Below are 15,343 nucleotides of genomic sequence, written 5' to 3' on the forward strand. Positions count from 1 at the left end.
TGCGGGGCGGGGTTTCCGGTGGAGGGACCATCCCCGGCTGGTACGATGCCGCGCCTCCCGGACCCGTGCCTGCCAGCCATGAACCACCACGCGAGAAACAGCATGCTTCTTCCCTGGGGGGCGGTGGCCCTGCTGGCCGTATCCGCGCTGGCGATGTGGCTGCCGGCGTTGAAGACGCCATTCTGGGGCGACGACTACGTCTTCCTGCTGGCTGCCCGCGCGACCAATGCCGCGGGCATGCCGTGGTGGTCGGATTTCTGGCCGACCTCGCCGCTGCTGTTCTGGCGGCCGTTGTCGCAGGAAGGCTACTGGCGCTGGGTCGAGGCGGTACTGGGCGGCAACGTCCATTCCGCGCACGTGGTGAGCCTGGTCCTGCACATGGCCGCCAGCCTGGGCGTGGCGCTGTTCGGGTTCCGCCTGGCGCGTGCCTGCCGCTGGCCGCATGCCGGCCGCATCGCGGCCATCGCCGGCAGCGTGTACGCCGCACTGGCAATGCACCTGCTGCCCCTGCATTGGGCCGCCGCCGCCAACAACGCCATGCTGGCGCTGTTCACCACCTTGCTGCTGGCCGCCTGGGCAAGTGCCCGCGACGCGGCGCCGGTACGCCGCGCCCTGTTGCTGGCATCGACGCCGGTCCTGCTGGCACTGGGCCTGCTGAGCAAGGAATCGGCGGCGCTGACGCCGGGGTTGATGCTTGTCGTGGCGTGGTTCGTCGGTGCGGGCCGGCCTGGTCGAGGCGCGCTCGTGGCGTGGCTGGCCTGTGTCGGCGTGGTGGCCGCATGGCTCGTCCTGCGCGCACGTTTCACCACCGATGCCGACACGGCCTACGAGCTGACCGTGGGCGGCAATCTCGTCCGCAACATGCTTTCCTTCGTGGCCTGGATGTCGAACGTGCCGCGCGAAGCGCTGCGCATGGTGCTCACCGGCGACCGGATGCAGGCCCTGGCCTGGATTGCCGCCACCGCGCTGCCCATGCTGGCTGCCTGGGGCATCGCGTCGTGGCGTGGCCGGTCGCGGCTGCTGCGCCGGCAGTGGGTTGCGGTGGCCGTGTTCGCCGGGCTCGCCTATGGGCCGTACTTCCTGTTCTCGTGGAACAGTTACGCCTATTACGCTGCCATCGCCGCCATCTTCCCGGTGATCGCGCTGGCGCGTTGCGTCGCCGACGATGCGCAGGTGCTCGTGGTCGCCGCCCTGATCGCACTTTCTTCGTGGATCGCGGTGGAGGGCAGCCGCCGGCTGGACCATCCCGGCCTGATCGGCCGCGCACGCTGGGCCGAATCGTTGCTGCAGGACCTCGAACGCCAGCCGGTGCCGGCGCCGATGCACGTCGCCATACGCGACGAACACCGCTTCTACGCCCTGGGGCAAGCGGGGCTTGCGTGGCGCCTTGGCATTGCCCCCGGCGATATCCGGGTGGCAACGCGATGCCCCGCCAGCGCGCGGCACTGCCTGGTGATCGACGAGACCGGCCGCTGGCATTGGCGGCCGCCTTCGGTCAAGCCGTGACGGAGGAACCGTCGCCCAGCGCGGGGTTCAGCGTGTAACTGCCGTGGATCGCCGCTTCGGCCAGCACGTGGCCGTGCATGGCGCGGTGGGCGTCGGCGGCGGTGAAGTCGCCTTGCAGCGGCAGCCGTTCGACGTCCAGCGCGTACAGGCGGAAGAAGTAGCGGTGCACGCGCTCGTCGTTGAACGGCGGGTACGGGCCGTCGTAGCCGCGGTAGCTGCCGGACAGGTCCGGGTCGGCGGCGAACCAGCCGGTGTAGTCGTTCAAACCCTGGCGGGCGCCGGCCGGGCCGGGTGGCGGCTGCTTGCCGCGCGCGCTGAAGCCGTCGCTGCAGCTGCCCGCGGCCAGTTCGCGCAGTGCCGCGGGGATGTCCACCATCACCCAGTGGATGAAGTGGCCGCGCGGCTGGTCGAGCGGGATGCTCACGTCGTCGCGGCCGACCAGCTCCGGCACGGTCGGTGCGTCCGGGTCCACGCAGACCAGCGCGAACGAGCGGGTGCCTTCGGGCACCTCGCTCCACGCCAGCTGCGGGTTGCGGTTGCCGGCGAAGCCGTCGCTGCCGCCGGCGGCGAATTCGGCCGGGATCGGCTGGCCGTTGCCGAAACTCTGGCTGCTCAGTTTCATCATGTCCTCCTGCGGGTCAGGCCTCGGGGTAGCCCAGCCGCACCGCGACCGGGGTCAGCTTGGCGAATTCGGCGGCCAGCACCTGCGCGAAACGGCGCCAGTGGCCGGCCGCGATGGTGGTCGGGCCAAGGCTGCGCGCCACCGGGAAGCGCAGGCCGAAGGCCTGTTCCAGCAGCGCGGCCATTGCCGCCGGGTCGTTGGCCGCGGCGTCGGTGTGCAGGATCAGCAGCGGGTAAAGGTCCTGTTCGTGCAGGTCGGCCACCTGTTCCAGCGCGCGCGCCAGCCAGCGCGCGGCTTCGTCGGCCGAGGCCAGCGCCAGCGGCGCCGGGGCGCCCAGCGCCAGCCATTCCACCAGCATGTCGCGCGGGTCGCGCAGCGCCACCACCAGCCGGCCTTCCGGCAGCTGCGGGCGCAGCGCCCACAGCAGGGCGTTGTCCCACCACAGCAGCCAGTCGATGACGTTGGCGTCGGCGATGCCGCGCGCCGGCAGGCCGTCGCGCCACTGTTGCACGAGCTGGGCGGCATCGAGGCTGCCGTCGGACAGGCGCTGCAGGGTGTTGAAATTCTGGAAGGCGTCGTCCGGCGGGGTGGGGCCGAAGCGGTCGCCGCGCAGCACCGGGCTGGCCGCGGCCATCGCCCTGACCACGCGCTCGACGCCGGAGCCGGGGGCGCCCCAGACGAACATCGGCCGCACTTGGTTGTCCTGCGCCACTTCGCCCAGCGCCGGCCATTCGCCCGGGGCCTTGGCCTGCGGCGGCAGCGGCAGCCGCGCGGGGGCCTGGTCGGCATGCTGCTGCAGCCAGGTGGCCAGCGCCGCCGCCGGTTCGCCGGCACGGTCCTGCACCGCGCCCAGCCAGCCGCGCAATGCCGGCTTCGCCGCGGCCGGGGCGTTGTCGAGCAGGGCCTGCACGTGGGCGATGGCGGCGGCCGGGTCGCGTGCCAGCAGGGCTTCGACGATGCGCTGCTCGCCGCTGGCGCGGCCCGGTTCCAGCGCGACGATGTGCTTGGCCACGGTTTCGGCGTCGTCGGCTTCGTCCTTCATGTCGTGCAGGCGCATGCGCGCTTCCAGCGCCGGGATGTGTTCGGGCATCGCCGCCAGCCAGCGTTCGACCACGTCCACTGCTTCGTCGCTGCCGACCGCGGCTACCGCCAGCCGCGACAGCCACAGGTCGTGCAGTTGCGGATGGTTGGCAAGGGCGGCGTCCAGCTCGCTGCGCGCTTCCTCGTCGCGGCCCAGTCGCTGCCACGCGAGCAGCAGCAGTTGCAGGGTTGCGCGGTCGCCGGGCAGCTGCGCGAGCAGCGGGCGCAGGTGTTCCAGCGCCTGCAGCGGCTGGCCCGAGGCCAGTTCCAGTTCGCCGGCCAGCCGGTGCATGCCGGGGTTGTCGCCCTGTGGCGTGGCCAGCACCTGGCGCATGGCCTCGGCGGCCCGGTCGGTATGGCCCTGGCGCAGCGCCAGCTGCACCAGCAGGCCGTGCAGGGCGTGGTTGGCCGGGTTCAGTTCGAGGACGCGGCGGAACGCCTGCTCGGCGAAGGCCAGCATGCCCTTGCCGAGATAGGCGAAGCCCAGCGCGTAGAGCACGCGCGGGTCGTCGGGCAGGCGCTGGCTGGCGGCCGACAGCACCGCCAGCGCGCGGTCCACGTCGCCGCGGCGCAGCGCGACCATGCCTTCGACCGCGCCCAGCTCGGGGCTGTCCGGCTGCACCCGCGCGGCGAGGCGGCCGAGGCGTTCGGCCTCGTCGATGTCCTCGCGCGCCAGCGCCAGGTGCGCCTGCATCAGGTAGGCGGAAAATTCGTTGGGGTTGAGCGCGGTGGTGCGGTCCAGCGCGGCACCGGCGGCGTCGAGCTGGCGCTGCGCCAGCAGCAGGCCGGCGTGCTGCAGGTGCAGGGCGGCATCGTCCGGCGCCAGCGCCAGTGCCTGTTCCAGGCTGGCCTGTGCGGCGTCGACGTCGCCATGCTGTTGCAGCGCCAGCGCCAGCCAGCGGTGGGCCTGCGGCTGCTGCGGTTCAGCGGCGACCCACTGCCGGGCGGTGGCCACGGCCTCGTCGGTGGCGTTGCGGCGCAGGGCTTGGATGAGGGTGTCTTGCATGGTGGTCCGGCGTGAGAGCACAAAACACGCATTGTAGATGCGGAGCTTGCTCCGCATGCCCTCGGCGGCGATGTGCACGGGCGGGGCAGGCCCCGCCCCTACGCGATGGCCGCGGCCAGCCGCTGCGCCACCCAGCGTTCGGAAAAGCCGTCGCCGCGCAGGTTCTCGAGGAAGCCGCAGTGCCCGCCCCAGCGCGCGGTTTCCAGTTGCGCGTGCGCCGGCAGCTGCCAATGCTCGAAGGTGGCGAACGGGATCACCGGGTCGTCCTGCGCCATCAGGATGCTGGCCGGCACCTGCAGCCCGGCCAGCCGCTGGCCGGCGATGGAGTAGCCGTCGAAATAGTCCTGCAGGCTGGCGAAGTCGGTATGCCGGTTCACCAGCCAGCCGGTCAGCGCGCGGATGTCCAGCTTCAGCACGTCGTCGTCGCAGTCGGCCAGCTCCGGGAACAGCGCGCGCTTGCGCCGCAGCGAGCCGGTCCATTTGCGGCGGAAATACCAGTCGTACATCGCCGGGCCGCGCTCGATGCTCTCCATCGTCACCGCCGGGTCCAGCACCGGACAGACCGAGGCGACGTGCCGCAGCGGCACGCCGGCGTCCGGCGCGTGCAGGGCCAGGCGCAGCACGAAGTTGCCGCCCAGCGAGTAGCCGGCGGCCACCATCGGCAGGCCGGGGAAGCGGCTGGCCACGTCGGCGGCGGCATGCACCACCTCGCCGATGCGGCAGGAGTGGAAGATGCCGGGGTTGAGGTGGTGAGTGTTGCCGTGGTCGCGGAAGTTCAGCCGCACCACGTCGAAGCCCTGCCCGAGCAGGCGCGCGGCGGCCATGCGCATGTAGCTGGATTCGGCGCTGCCCTCCCAGCCGTGCAGCAGCAGCGCCAGCCCGACCGGGGCGGTGCCAGGCACGTGGCTGTGCCAGGCCTGCAGGCGCACGTCGTCGCCGCCGCCGAGGATCAGTTCACGGGTGGTTGCGCCGCTGCCGGCCAGCAGCCGCTGGCCGCGGCGCAGGCGCACGCTGCTGGAGGCCAGCATCGACTGCAGGTGCGGGTTGCGCAGCCAGCGCGGCGGTCGGTACTGGGCGGCGCTCAGCATGGCGGCCATGCCGGGCGATGCGTGCGGGAAATGGCGCGGACCACCGCCATCGCCTCACGCGCCCTCCATCACCGCCACGATGCGCGCGCGCGCGGTTTCGGCGATGTGGCGGCGGCCTTCGCCGTCGTGGCTGCCGATGGGGGCGAGGAAGTGCACCTCGGCGCGGCGCGCCGGCTCACCGAGCAGGCGCAGGAAGTTGCCGGCGAAGCTTTCGCCCGGCGCGAACGCCACCATCGTCTGCGCGTCGCCGCGCACGCCGTAGCGCAGCGCCACCGGCTGCACCGGCACCCCGGTTTCCACCGCGGCCTGGAAGATGCGCGCGTGGAACGGGCCGACCTCGTGGCCGCCACGGGTGCGGCCTTCCGGGAACACCGCCACCGGCCGGCCTTCGCGCAGGCGCTTGGCCATTTCCCCCATCACCCCGTCCAGCGACTCGGTGTTGCCGCGCTGGTGGTAGATGGTGTGGCCGCGGCTGGCCACCCAGCCGACCAGCGGCCAGCTGGCGATCTCGCGCTTGGCGACGAAGCCGACCATCTTCTGGCTGTGGATCATGCTGATGTCGACCCAGCCGACGTGGTTGGCGACGAACAGCACCGCCCCCGGCAGCGGCTGGCCGCGGCGCTGCAGGCGGAAGCCGAAGATCCACATCAGCCCGCCCGACCACCAGCGCACGACCTTGTGTTCCAGCGGGTCGGCCGCCGCGCCGAGGCGGCCGAACGGCGGTGCCATCAGCAGCAGGATCAACGGCAGGAACACGAGGACGTGGACCAGCAGCAGCGGCACGCGGTACAGGTAGCGGAAGGCACGCGCCACGCGGCCCTGGCGGGCGGGACGGGGGGAAGTCATCCGCGCACGATACCGGATGCGGTCCGGCTTCCGCCAGCTGGATGAGAAGCGTTTCCGCACGGCGCCATGCAGTGTCAGGCCGGCACTACCGCCAGCGTCAGCCGCGAGACGCAGACCGGCTTGCCGGCCTCGTTCTCGATGCGGATGTCCCAGACCTGGGTGGTGCGGCCGACGTGCACGGCGCGGGCGGTGCCGGTGACGGTGCCGGTACGGGTCGCGCGCAGGTGATTGGCGTTGATCTCCAGCCCGACGCAGATGTGGGTGGTGGTGTCCACGCACAGGTTGCCGGCGCTGCTGCCGAGGGTTTCGGCCAGCACCACCGAGGCGCCGCCGTGCAGCAGGCCGTAGGGCTGGCGGGTGCGCGGGTCCACCGGCATGGTGGCCTGCAGCCAGTCGTCGCCGGCGCCGGTGAAGACGATGCCGAGGTGTTCGATCAGGGTGCCTTGGCTGAGGCGGTTGAGTGCTTCGAGGGAGACCGGGGCGCGGAAGGCCATGTGTGGAATGGATGCTGGAGAAAGCGGCAGTTTATAGCTGCGGGCTGATCTGGTGTCCTTGCAGGGTGTGCGGCTCTTGTAGAGCGGGGCTTGCCCCGCTGGAGCTCCACCGAAAAGGCTTCAGCGGGGCAAGCCCCGCTCTACGGGAGTGCTCCGCTCTCCTGGGGCACCTTGTCCCGAGTGGAAACGCAGGAAGAGCAATCATTTTGCGCCGAACAGATCCTGCTGTTCGGGCGGGTAGACAAGCTGGCCATCGACCATCCGCGCGTTCCCGGTCAGCACGTGCGGCTGCACGTGGCCGGCGTCGAGGATGTGCAGGACCGGGATGCTGCGTTCGGTCAGCACGTCGGCGATCAGGCGGCGGTGGCAGCGCCACCACACCGCTTCGGCGCACATCACTGCGGTGCGGCGGCGGACGGCCAGCTGCAGCAGCTGCTCCAGGCCTTCGGCGAACTCGGCGCTGTACAGGTGGTCGGCATAACCCTGGAACGAGGCGTTGCGCCAGCCGCCGTTCGGCGAGCCCGGCTGCACGCGGCGGCGGCCGCCCAGTTGCGGCAGCCACAGGTAGTCGATGCCGGCGGCCGGCAGGTTCGCGGCCATCGTTTCGCCGGTGAACCACGGGTAGCGGCGCGAGCCGGGAAAGCGGCGCACGTCGGCGATCGCCTCGATGCGCTGCGTCGCCAGCAGGGCGAGGAACTCCTCCCAGCCGCGGGTGGAATGGCCGATGGTCCAGAGGGTGGCGGCGTCGCCCATCTCAGCCGATCTTCTCCAGCACCGCGCCGCGGTGCATGGCGACGTGCTCGGTGCGGTCGCTGCGGATCTCGTACTGCGGGTCGTCCGGGCTGCAGCGGCGCATGTGCCCTTTGTACTCGGTGTCGCGGGTGTGGACCTTGGTGATGTGGCCGCTGACGTGGCCGGCCTCGGAATTCCAGCGGACGTGGTCGCCGACCTTGAAGGCGTGGGGCATGACGGGTCTCCGGTTGCGGACGGTGCGGCCATTGCAGCGCGGCCGCCGTCCACGCGTCGTGCATGCCGCGCCGGCGGCATCTACAGGATCGGTACCAGCCCGGCGCCGAAGGCGGTCAGCATCCGCACCAGCAGCCATTTCGGGCCGACCGCCACTTCCGGGAAATCGCCCACCGCCACGTAGCAGCGGTGGAAGTCCGGGGATTGGCGCGGCAGCGGCGCCGGGCAGTCGGGGCCGGGGCGGAACTCGTAGTTGGTGGCGTAGCGCCACGGCCAGAAATCCAGCACCGGCAGCGCCTCGGAGGCCTTGCCGAGGCTGTAGTTCAGGCCCGACAGGACCGGCGGCTTCTGCCGTGGTGCCACCACCCAGGCGTTTTCCGGGCGGGTGTCGCGCAGGATGCTCTGCGCCAGCGCTTCGGCGAAGGCGGGATCGTCGATGATCACCGCGCCTTCGGTGTTGTAGTTCTCGCTGCGCGGGTCGAAGTTGTGGGTGCCGACCACGCCGATGCGACGGTCCACCACCAGCGACTTGGCGTGCAGGCCCATGCGCGCGCCCTCGCGCGTCACCGGCAGCGGGCGGTTGACCGCCTTGCTGCCGAGGAACGAGGGCCGGGTCTCGGTACGCAGCACCTCGCGCTCGATCTCGTTGCCGGCGGGCGGGCGGGCGCTGCCGCGGGCGTTGCTGCCGGCGGCGCTGGCGCCCAGCAACGGGTTGCGGCCCGACGGCGGCGCCGCCGTGCCCGGCGGTGGCGGCAGCAGGTTGGCGTAGTCCACCGGCGCGTCCTGTGGGAACGGCTTGTATTCGTGGATGTCGAAGCCCAGCTCGCGCAGGTTGCGGCGTTTGTACTTGTAGGCCATCGCATAGACGATGGGGTTGTCGGTGGCGGCCAGGCTGTTGGTGGATACCACCACACGCGGCGGCAGCTCGCGCTCGCGCAGGTCCTCGAACAGGCGCCGCGCCGGCCGCGACAGCACCAGGTAGGGGGTCTGCAGCAGCACCTCGGACTGCGCGCCGGCGATCAGCGCGTCGAGCCGCGGTTCGGTGAGGTGCGGCGGCGGTGGCTGCCCGGCGCGCTCGCGGCGGTGCTTGCGCGGCAGGTCGGCGACGTAGCTCACCGCGCGCACCGGCAGCGCGGTGTCCACGAAGCGGCTGGCGACGAACGCCGCATCGTCGGCCTCGGCATCCACCCGGGCGATGCGCTCCGGGCGCAGGAACGCCGGGTCCGGCAACGGCGGCACGCCCTGCCGCAACAGGCTGCGGCCGACGTCGTTCAGGCGCTCGGCCGGCACGCTGCGGCGCGCATTCCAGAACGCGTCGAAGTTGGCCGCCATCTCCCGCACCTCGGGGCCGGCCACCACCACGTCGCGGTCGCGGAAGTTGTACTCGGCGTCCCAGTCGTAATAGTCGTCCTGGTAGTTGCGTCCGCCGACCACGCCGATGACGTCGTCGATCACCAGCAGCTTGTTGTGCATGCGCTGGTTGAAGCGGCGGAAGCAGCACAGCACGCTGCCGGCGTAGTCGAAGTAGTTCGGCACGGCTTTGCCGAAGGTGGGGTTGTAGATGCGCAGCTCGAAATTGGCGTGGGCGCCGGCCAGCGCGCCGAGCATCTGCAGGTTGGAAATGGCCGAGAGCTGGTCGATCAGCACCCGCACCTTCACCCCGCGGCGGGCGGCGTCGAGCAGTGCGTCGATGACCATGCGCGCGCTGTCGTCGGTGTCGAAGATGTAGGTCTGCAGGTCGATGCTGCGGGTGGCGCTGCGGATCAGGTTCAGCCGCGCCACCAGCGACAGTTCGCCTTCGTCGAGCAGGGTGGCGTAATGGCGCGGCGCACCGGCGGCGGCGGTTTCGGCCATCGCCTGCCCGCCCAGCGCGCGCAGCGGCGAATCCAGCGCGCAGCGGTCCGGGCGCCCGCAGTCCACCACGGTCGAGCGCGCGGCCACGGCGATGCCTTCTGCGCGCTCGCGCTGCTGCGGTGACAGCGAGGCGCAGCCGCCGGCCAGCATGGCGGCGGCCAGCAGCAACAGGCGTGCGGGCAGGGTCACGGTTGGGGCGCGCCGGTCAGGCGCGTGCGCAGGATGAAGGTCACTCGGTCACTCAGGGCGAACTGCCAGTTGTCCATGCCGTAACGGCCGCGCAAGACGGTACCCCGGCTGACGAGGTCGCAATCATAGCCGGGCCGGGCGCATTCGGGTTCGCCCACGTGCAGCGTCTCGCGCCGGCTGATGCCGCGGATCGACAGCTGCCCCTGCACGTCGCCGCCCTGGTTGACGATGTTCGGCTCGAACGGCTCGGATTCGAATTCGACCAGCGGGTAATGGGCAGCGTCGAAGAAATCCTCGCCGCGCATCCAACTGGTGTAGCGCGGCTTGCCGGGGATCTCGACGTAGCGGGAATACATGCGCAGGTGCACCTGGTGGCGGCCGTCCGGCAGCACCGTCAGCCAGCCCTCGAAGTGCGGGAATTCGCCCTCGATGCGCTGCCCGAAGCGGGTGCGGATCTCGAAGCCGAAGCGCGAGTGGGTGGTGTCGAAGGGCAGCGGCTGCGTCGCCGACGCAGCGCCGGTTACCGCCAGCAGCAGGGCAAGCAGGGCGCCGCGTACCGCCGGCATGGGCTCAGGGCCACCAGAACGCCGCCAGCCTGGCCACGCCCGGCTCGATGGTCGCCTCCTTCGGCAGCGCCAGCACCGCCACCGCCGACGGCGGCATGCCGCGGTAGTCGCCGGACTGGCCGCTGTGCATCAGCGCCACCAGCTGCTCCAGGCCGGGGTTGTGGCCGACCAGCAACAGGCGCTCGACCTCGCGGTGCTCGTCCACCAGCGCCGCCAGCGCGCCGGGGGTGGCGTCGTAGATGCGCGGGTCCAGCCGCTGTTCGACGTAGCCGGTCAGCGCCAGCACCGCCTCCAGCGTTTCGCGGGTGCGCCGCGCCGGCGAGCACAGCACCCGGTCGGGCACCAGCCGTTGTTCCAGCAGCCAGCGCCCGGCCGCCTCGGCCTCGGCCAGGCCATGCGGGGAAAGCGGGCGGTCGATGTCGGCCAGGCCGTTGTCGGCCGGTTCGGCATGGGCATGTCGCAGCAGGATCAGTTCACGCATGGCGGGGCATCACTCCGGGTCAGGCCTTGTTCAACCAGTGCAGCAGCGGCGCCCAGTCCTGCTGGTGCTCGCGGACCATCGCCGAGTGGTAGTCGAACAGGCTGCGGCCCAGCCCGACCATCACCACGTAGCTCTGGCTGTCGCGCAGCTGCGCGACCACTTCGTAGGGCCATTGCGCCAGCATCTGCCGCGCCTGCTGCGAGGTCTGCGTCCACGGCCGGGTGCGGTTGAGCACCAGCCCCACCGGCAGCGCGCGCGAATGCACGCGCTTGATCTTCGACAGGCTGTTCAGGAAGCCGACGATGGCCTCGATGTCCAGCGCCGAGGGCAGCACCGGCACCACGATCGCGTCGGCCGCGTCGATGAAGTGCTCCAGGTCCTCGGCGTAGGCACCGGCCGGGGCGTCGACGATCACCTGCTCGGCGCCCTCGGGAATGAATTTTTCCCAGTTCTTCCTGCGGTGCACGTCCACCGGCAGCACCGCGCTTTCAAGGTTGGCGCGGCGTTGCGCCCAGCGCGTGCTGGACCCCTGCGGATCGGCATCGGCGATCACCGTCGCCTGCCCGGCCAGCGCCGAATGCGCGGCCAGATGGGTGGCGATGGTGGTCTTGCCGACACCGCCCTTGGAACCGGCCACCAGGATCGTCTTCATGCACGCCTCGTTTTGCGCGGGACTGGCCGGCAGCGTACACCGCGAAGCGATGGCCGCGGTAGTCGCCGGGCGGGGCCCGTGCCGGGGAGACAACCCGCAGGAGCGACGTCAGTCGCGACCGGGCCTTTCCCGGTACGGCCCGGTCGCGACTGACGTCGCCCCTGCATCACTCTGGGTGCAACCACGATGCCCCTGCCGCTTTGCTATCTTGTCGGCCCCGCCGCCGGAGCCCCCATGAGCGAGTTGCAGGACCTGACCGCGCTGATCCGCGCCAGCACGCCGTTGATCGTCATCGAGACACGGGACGAGGCGCGGATCGTGGAGCTGTTCCGGCAGGCGCTGATGAACGTGTGGCGTGCGCTGTACCGCTGGTCGATCACCGAGGGCCTGCGCCGCATCGACATGGACCGCGAGGACGAGGCCAGCGGCCCGCCGGACGCCAGCTCGGTGCTGCGGATGATCCACGAGGCCGACCAGCGCGGCATCTACCTGCTGCTCGACTTCCACCCCTACCTCGGCTACGCCAGCCACCAGCGGCTGCTGCGCGACATCGTGCAGCGCCGCCACAGCCAGCCGCACGTGCTGGTGCTGGTCGGCGCCAAGGTCGAGTTGCCGGCCGAACTGGAACCGCTGGCGACCCGCTTCAACCCGCGCCTGCCCGACGCCAACGCGCTGCTGAAGATGCTGCGCGAGGAAGCGGCGGCCTACGCCGGCGAGAACGGCGGCCGCCGCGTGGAGGTGGACCAGGACGCGGTGCGGCAGATCCTGCGCAACCTGCAGGGCCTGAGCCTGACCGATGCGCGGCGCATCGCCCGCCAGCTGATCCACGGCGACGGCGCGCTGCATGCCGACGACCTGCCGCAGCTGGCCAAGCTGAAGTTCGAGCTGCTCAACCGCAGCGGCCACCTGCACTACGAATACGACAGCGCGCGCTTCGGCGAGGTGGCCGGCGCGGCGCGCCTGAAGCGCTGGATCGAGCAGCGCCGCGCGGTGTTCGTCGCCGGCGACGCGCCGCCGGGGCTGGACCCGCCGCGCGGCATGCTGCTGCTCGGCGTGCAGGGCTGCGGCAAATCGATGCTGGCCAAGGCCACCGCCGCCGGCTTCGGCGTGCCGTTGCTGCGGCTGGACTTCGGCACGCTCTACAACAAGTACCACGGCGAAACCGAGAACAACCTGCGCCAGGCGCTGGCCTCGGCCGAGCAGCTGGCGCCGTGCGTGCTGTGGATCGACGAGATCGAGAAAGGGCTGGCCAGCAGCGGCGAGGACGGCGGCGTCTCGCGCCGGGTGCTGGGCTACCTGCTGACCTGGATGGCCGAGCGCAAGGCGCCGGTGTTCATCGTCGCCACCGCCAACCAGGTGCACGAACTGCCGGCCGAACTGCTGCGCAAGGGCCGCTTCGACGAAATCTTCTTCGTCGACCTGCCCGCGCCGGACACCCGCGTGGAACTGCTGCGCCTGCACCTGGGCAAGCGCGGGCTGGACGCCGAGGCGTTCGCGTTGCCGGCGCTGGCGGCGGCGGCCGATGGGTTTTCCGGCGCCGAGATCGAGCAGGCGGTGGTCGCCGGCCTGTACGCCGCCCACGCCGAGCGCAAGCCGCTGGACACCGACCTGCTGATGGCCGAGATCCGCAACACGCGGCCGTTGTCGGTGCTGATGGCCGAGCAGGTGCAGGCGCTGCGCGACTGGGCGCGCGGGCGCACGGTGTCGGCCGATTGAACCGCCGGGTCGCCGCGCTCAGCGTGGCGCCGACCACGGCACGCTGTCGGCCTGGTCCAGGTATTTGACGCGGGTGGCGCGGCCGTTGCCCAGTACCAGCCCCTCGCGCGCGGCCGGCAGCAGCACCGCGGTGGCGTGGGTGGTATTGGCCTTGTACCGCCAGGCCACGCCGCTGCGCAGGTCGACCAGCTCGATCCTGCCCTCGATCCGCGCGGTGCCGCCGGCCACCCCGGCCAGCACCAGCCAGTCCTCGCCGCGGGTGAAGCCGGCCTGGTGCACGCCGACCAAGGTGCTGGAATACACGTGCTCGCGCTGCCAGCCGGCCAGGTTCCAGCGCACGGTTTCGTGCTGCAGCCCGTGGTACAGCGGTGGCACGTCGTCGCGCAGCGCCCGTGCCCGTTCGGGCGAATGCTGCACCGTGACCAACCGCGTGCCTTGGTCCAGCAGCATCACCGCAAGCAGGTCATTGCGCGGTCCCGGTTCGTGCAGGGCGCGACGGTCCACGATCTCCAGCCGCGGCCCCGCCGCGTCGCGGTGCAACCTGAGCAGCAGGACCACGCCCTTGGCGGTGCCGACGGCGATCAGGCCGGATGCTTTGTCCCAGTCGATGCAGGTGACGCTGCCGTCCTGTTGCAGCCGCAGTGGCTCGCCGGCCAGCGCGCGCTTGGCGTGGTCGTAGATGCGCAACTCATCACTGCTGGCCAGCAGGTACAGGCCGCGTTCCGGCGTGGCCGACACCGCGCCGGGCAGCCAGTTGGGATCACGGAAGGCGTGCAGCAGCTTGCCGCTGCGCGCGTCCCATATTTTCGGCCCGTTCTCGAGCTGGACGATGTCGCCGATGTCGATGTTGCCGCTGGCCGATTGGGTAATGACGATGCCGTCCTCGGGGCCGAAGGCGAAGCCCTGGGGGCGCAGCTCGTGCGCCTGCACCGCGATCCGTGCGTCGGGCTTGTCTGCGTCCCACAGTTCCAGCCGGCCCGAATCGCGGCCGACGGCCAGCAGCTTCATCTCCGGTGAATACGCCGCCGCCCACGCGTCGTCGTCGAGGCCGCGGTTGGCATCCACGAACGACTGGGTGAAATCCCGGTGGATGCCCGTGCACGCGCACAGCGCCAGCACGCACGCCAACAGCCCGATGCGCCCCATCATCCGCCGACTCCCCTGTCCCGATCCGGTGGCGACGAGTTTACCGGGATGCCCGCCCGGCGGGCGTCAGGCCGGTTGCGCGCAGCCGCATTGCGGGGCGATGTCCAAGTGCACCGTGTTCGGGTGGTCATGGTCCTCGGCATCGACGTTCACCTGCATCGGGCGGATGCCCAGCCGCGCGAACAGCGCCTGGTCGCGTTCGGTGTCTGGGTTGCCGGTGGTCAGCAGCTTTTCGCCGTAGAAGATGGAGTTGGCGCCGGCGGCGAAGCACAGCGCCTGCAATTCGTCGCTCATGCTCTCGCGCCCGGCCGACAGCCGCACCATCGAGCGCGGCATCGCGATGCGCGCCACCGCGATCATGCGCACGAACTCGAACGGGTCCAGCTCCGCACTTCCATGCAGAGGCGTACCGGCCACCTGCACCAGCCGGTTGATCGGCACCGAATCCGGGTGCGCCGGCAGGTTGGCCAGCGCCAGCAGCAGGCCGGCGCGGTGCTCGCGGGTCTCGCCCATGCCGACGATGCCGCCGCAGCAGGTCTTCAGCCCGGCGTTGCGCACGTGTTCGAGCGTGTCCAGCCGGTCCTGGTACTGGCGGGTGTGGATGATCGAGTCGTAGTAGTCCGGCGCGGTGTCGAGGTTGTGGTTGTAGTAGTCCAGCCCGGCGTCCTTGAGCGCCTTGGCCTGATGGCCTTCGAGCATTCCCAGCGTCGCGCAGGTTTCAAGGCCCAGCGCCTTCACCTCGGCGATCATCGCCGCCACCTTGGGGATGTCGCGGTCCTTCGGCGAACGCCACGCCGCGCCCATGCAGAAGCGCGAGGCGCCAGCGTGCTTGGCCGCGCGCGCGCGTTCGACCACCGCGTCGGTGTCCATCAGCTTCTGCGCGTTGACGCCGGTGTCGTAGCGCTGCGCCTGCGGGCAGTAGGCGCAGTCCTCCGGGCAGCCGCCGGTCTTGACCGACAGCAGCGTGGACACCTGCACCTGCGTCGGGTCGAAGTGTTCGCGGTGCACGCTGGCGGCGCGGAACAGCAGCTCGGGGAACGGCAGGTCGAACAGCGCCAGCAATTCCTCGCGGCTCCAGTCGTGGCGGATGACGGCGGACATCGTGGTTTCCTGACAGATTCGGGCAGGGGA

At 71.3% G+C, this 15,343-nt stretch carries 15 protein-coding genes; 2 read left to right on the forward strand and 13 right to left on the reverse strand.

Features of this window, described 5'->3' with window-relative positions; all coding sequences use genetic code 11:
• Nucleotides 1-102 precede the first annotated feature (102 nt).
• The gene (locus MIC98_RS02085; RefSeq protein ID WP_239735149.1) at nucleotides 103-1,506 is read left to right on the forward strand and encodes a hypothetical protein; all 1,404 of its coding nucleotides are present in this window, start codon (nucleotides 103-105) and stop codon (nucleotides 1,504-1,506) included.
• Here MIC98_RS02085 and MIC98_RS02090 read toward each other — a convergent pair.
• The 11 genes from MIC98_RS02090 to MIC98_RS02140 all read right to left on the reverse strand — a co-directional run bounded on the left by MIC98_RS02090 (nucleotide 1,496) and on the right by MIC98_RS02140 (nucleotide 11,350).
• Complete coding sequence (locus MIC98_RS02090) at nucleotides 1,496-2,128, reverse strand: YbhB/YbcL family Raf kinase inhibitor-like protein (protein ID WP_239735150.1); 633 nt, start codon at nucleotides 2,126-2,128, stop codon at nucleotides 1,496-1,498. The genes MIC98_RS02085 and MIC98_RS02090 overlap by 11 nt on opposite strands.
• A gap of 16 nt (nucleotides 2,129-2,144) precedes the next feature.
• Complete coding sequence (locus tag MIC98_RS02095; RefSeq protein ID WP_239735151.1) at nucleotides 2,145-4,214, reverse strand: tetratricopeptide repeat protein; 2,070 nt, start codon at nucleotides 4,212-4,214, stop codon at nucleotides 2,145-2,147.
• Between the two features lie 98 nt (nucleotides 4,215-4,312).
• Complete coding sequence (locus MIC98_RS02100; RefSeq protein ID WP_239737998.1) at nucleotides 4,313-5,299, reverse strand: alpha/beta fold hydrolase; 987 nt, start codon at nucleotides 5,297-5,299, stop codon at nucleotides 4,313-4,315.
• A 57-nt stretch (nucleotides 5,300-5,356) separates the two neighbouring features.
• Nucleotides 5,357-6,148 (reverse strand): lysophospholipid acyltransferase family protein, encoded by a 792-nt coding sequence (locus MIC98_RS02105; RefSeq protein ID WP_057639529.1) that lies wholly within the window; start codon nucleotides 6,146-6,148, stop codon nucleotides 5,357-5,359.
• A 74-nt stretch (nucleotides 6,149-6,222) separates the two neighbouring features.
• The gene (locus MIC98_RS02110; protein WP_057639528.1) at nucleotides 6,223-6,642 is read right to left on the reverse strand and encodes a hotdog fold thioesterase; all 420 of its coding nucleotides are present in this window, start codon (nucleotides 6,640-6,642) and stop codon (nucleotides 6,223-6,225) included.
• 201 nt (nucleotides 6,643-6,843) lie between these two features.
• Nucleotides 6,844-7,395: a DUF488 domain-containing protein gene (locus MIC98_RS02115; protein ID WP_239735152.1), complete on the reverse strand. Its 552-nt coding sequence runs from the start codon at nucleotides 7,393-7,395 to the stop codon at nucleotides 6,844-6,846.
• A gap of 1 nt (nucleotide 7,396) precedes the next feature.
• Nucleotides 7,397-7,609 (reverse strand): DUF2945 domain-containing protein, encoded by a 213-nt coding sequence (locus tag MIC98_RS02120; protein ID WP_057639526.1) that lies wholly within the window; start codon nucleotides 7,607-7,609, stop codon nucleotides 7,397-7,399.
• 80 nt (nucleotides 7,610-7,689) lie between these two features.
• A complete protein-coding gene (locus MIC98_RS02125; protein WP_239735153.1) occupies nucleotides 7,690-9,651 on the reverse strand; it encodes a phospholipase D family protein in 1,962 nt (653 codons plus the stop codon).
• Complete coding sequence (locus tag MIC98_RS02130; protein WP_239735154.1) at nucleotides 9,648-10,217, reverse strand: YceI family protein; 570 nt, start codon at nucleotides 10,215-10,217, stop codon at nucleotides 9,648-9,650. The genes MIC98_RS02125 and MIC98_RS02130 overlap by 4 nt, the downstream gene beginning before the upstream one ends.
• Before the next feature lie 4 nt (nucleotides 10,218-10,221).
• On the reverse strand, nucleotides 10,222-10,698 hold the full coding sequence (locus MIC98_RS02135) for a histidine phosphatase family protein (protein ID WP_057639523.1): 477 nt from the start codon (nucleotides 10,696-10,698) through the stop codon (nucleotides 10,222-10,224).
• Between the two features lie 19 nt (nucleotides 10,699-10,717).
• Nucleotides 10,718-11,350 carry a ParA family protein gene (locus tag MIC98_RS02140; RefSeq protein WP_239735155.1) on the reverse strand — a complete coding sequence of 211 codons (633 nt, stop codon included), beginning with the start codon at nucleotides 11,348-11,350 and terminating at the stop codon, nucleotides 10,718-10,720.
• Between the two features lie 234 nt (nucleotides 11,351-11,584).
• Between MIC98_RS02140 and MIC98_RS02145 the strand changes: the two genes are divergently transcribed.
• Nucleotides 11,585-13,066, forward strand: a complete 1,482-nt coding sequence (locus MIC98_RS02145) for an AAA family ATPase (RefSeq protein ID WP_057639521.1) — start codon at nucleotides 11,585-11,587, stop codon at nucleotides 13,064-13,066.
• A gap of 18 nt (nucleotides 13,067-13,084) precedes the next feature.
• On the opposite strand, the gene MIC98_RS02150 is transcribed toward MIC98_RS02145, so the two are convergent.
• Both MIC98_RS02150 and bioB read right to left on the reverse strand, forming a co-directional pair.
• Nucleotides 13,085-14,215 carry a hypothetical protein gene (locus MIC98_RS02150; protein WP_239735156.1) on the reverse strand — a complete coding sequence of 377 codons (1,131 nt, stop codon included), beginning with the start codon at nucleotides 14,213-14,215 and terminating at the stop codon, nucleotides 13,085-13,087.
• A 63-nt stretch (nucleotides 14,216-14,278) separates the two neighbouring features.
• Nucleotides 14,279-15,313, reverse strand: a complete 1,035-nt coding sequence (gene bioB, locus MIC98_RS02155; protein ID WP_239735157.1) for a biotin synthase BioB — start codon at nucleotides 15,311-15,313, stop codon at nucleotides 14,279-14,281.
• Nucleotides 15,314-15,343 lie beyond the last annotated feature (30 nt).

The organism is Stenotrophomonas sp. NLF4-10, assembly GCF_022359915.1.
GTDB lineage: Bacteria > Pseudomonadota > Gammaproteobacteria > Xanthomonadales > Xanthomonadaceae > Stenotrophomonas > Stenotrophomonas daejeonensis.

Coding starts and splice junctions, on each gene's coding strand:
- MIC98_RS02085 (WP_239735149.1), top strand. CDS start 103: ATGCTTCTTCCCTGGGGGGCGGTGGCCCTGCTGGCCGTATCCGCGCTG.
- MIC98_RS02090 (WP_239735150.1), bottom strand. CDS start 2,128: ATGAAACTGAGCAGCCAGAGTTTCGGCAACGGCCAGCCGATCCCGGCC.
- MIC98_RS02095 (WP_239735151.1), bottom strand. CDS start 4,214: ATGCAAGACACCCTCATCCAAGCCCTGCGCCGCAACGCCACCGACGAG.
- MIC98_RS02105 (WP_057639529.1), bottom strand. CDS start 6,148: ATGACTTCCCCCCGTCCCGCCCGCCAGGGCCGCGTGGCGCGTGCCTTC.
- MIC98_RS02110 (WP_057639528.1), bottom strand. CDS start 6,642: ATGGCCTTCCGCGCCCCGGTCTCCCTCGAAGCACTCAACCGCCTCAGC.
- MIC98_RS02115 (WP_239735152.1), bottom strand. CDS start 7,395: ATGGGCGACGCCGCCACCCTCTGGACCATCGGCCATTCCACCCGCGGC.
- MIC98_RS02120 (WP_057639526.1), bottom strand. CDS start 7,609: ATGCCCCACGCCTTCAAGGTCGGCGACCACGTCCGCTGGAATTCCGAG.
- MIC98_RS02130 (WP_239735154.1), bottom strand. CDS start 10,217: ATGCCGGCGGTACGCGGCGCCCTGCTTGCCCTGCTGCTGGCGGTAACC.
- MIC98_RS02135 (WP_057639523.1), bottom strand. CDS start 10,698: ATGCGTGAACTGATCCTGCTGCGACATGCCCATGCCGAACCGGCCGAC.
- MIC98_RS02140 (WP_239735155.1), bottom strand. CDS start 11,350: ATGAAGACGATCCTGGTGGCCGGTTCCAAGGGCGGTGTCGGCAAGACC.
- MIC98_RS02145 (WP_057639521.1), top strand. CDS start 11,585: ATGAGCGAGTTGCAGGACCTGACCGCGCTGATCCGCGCCAGCACGCCG.
- MIC98_RS02150 (WP_239735156.1), bottom strand. CDS start 14,215: ATGATGGGGCGCATCGGGCTGTTGGCGTGCGTGCTGGCGCTGTGCGCG.
- bioB (WP_239735157.1), bottom strand. CDS start 15,313: ATGTCCGCCGTCATCCGCCACGACTGGAGCCGCGAGGAATTGCTGGCG.